Below are 251 nucleotides of genomic sequence, written 5' to 3'. Positions count from 1 at the left end.
TTAATTTTCCGGATTGGTATGACAGGTAGGAGATCTGAAAATCTCTATTTTTCATAATACTAGATGGCAAAAAGCCTCAACCGAAGTTGAGGCTTTTCATATCCCCTAAGGGAAGATATGGCAGGGGTGGAGAGATTCGAACTCCCAACACGCGGATTTGGAATCCGCTGCTCTGCCAATTGGAGCTACACCCCTAAAACTTTCATTACTTCAGATTCGAAAAAACCTCGCACTAGGCGAGGTTATCGAAT

At 43.4% G+C, this 251-nt stretch carries 1 tRNA gene; it reads right to left on the bottom strand.

Annotated elements, in window-relative coordinates:
* Positions 1–118: 118 nt before the first annotated feature.
* Positions 119–195 (bottom strand) — tRNA-Trp (locus AB4503_RS25685).
* Positions 196–251 lie beyond the last annotated feature (56 nt).

This window comes from Vibrio sp. 10N.222.55.B11 (genome assembly GCF_041473705.1).
Taxonomy (GTDB): Bacteria; Pseudomonadota; Gammaproteobacteria; order Enterobacterales; family Vibrionaceae; genus Vibrio; species Vibrio crassostreae_C.
This window is presented reverse-complemented; position numbering and strand designations above follow the sequence as displayed.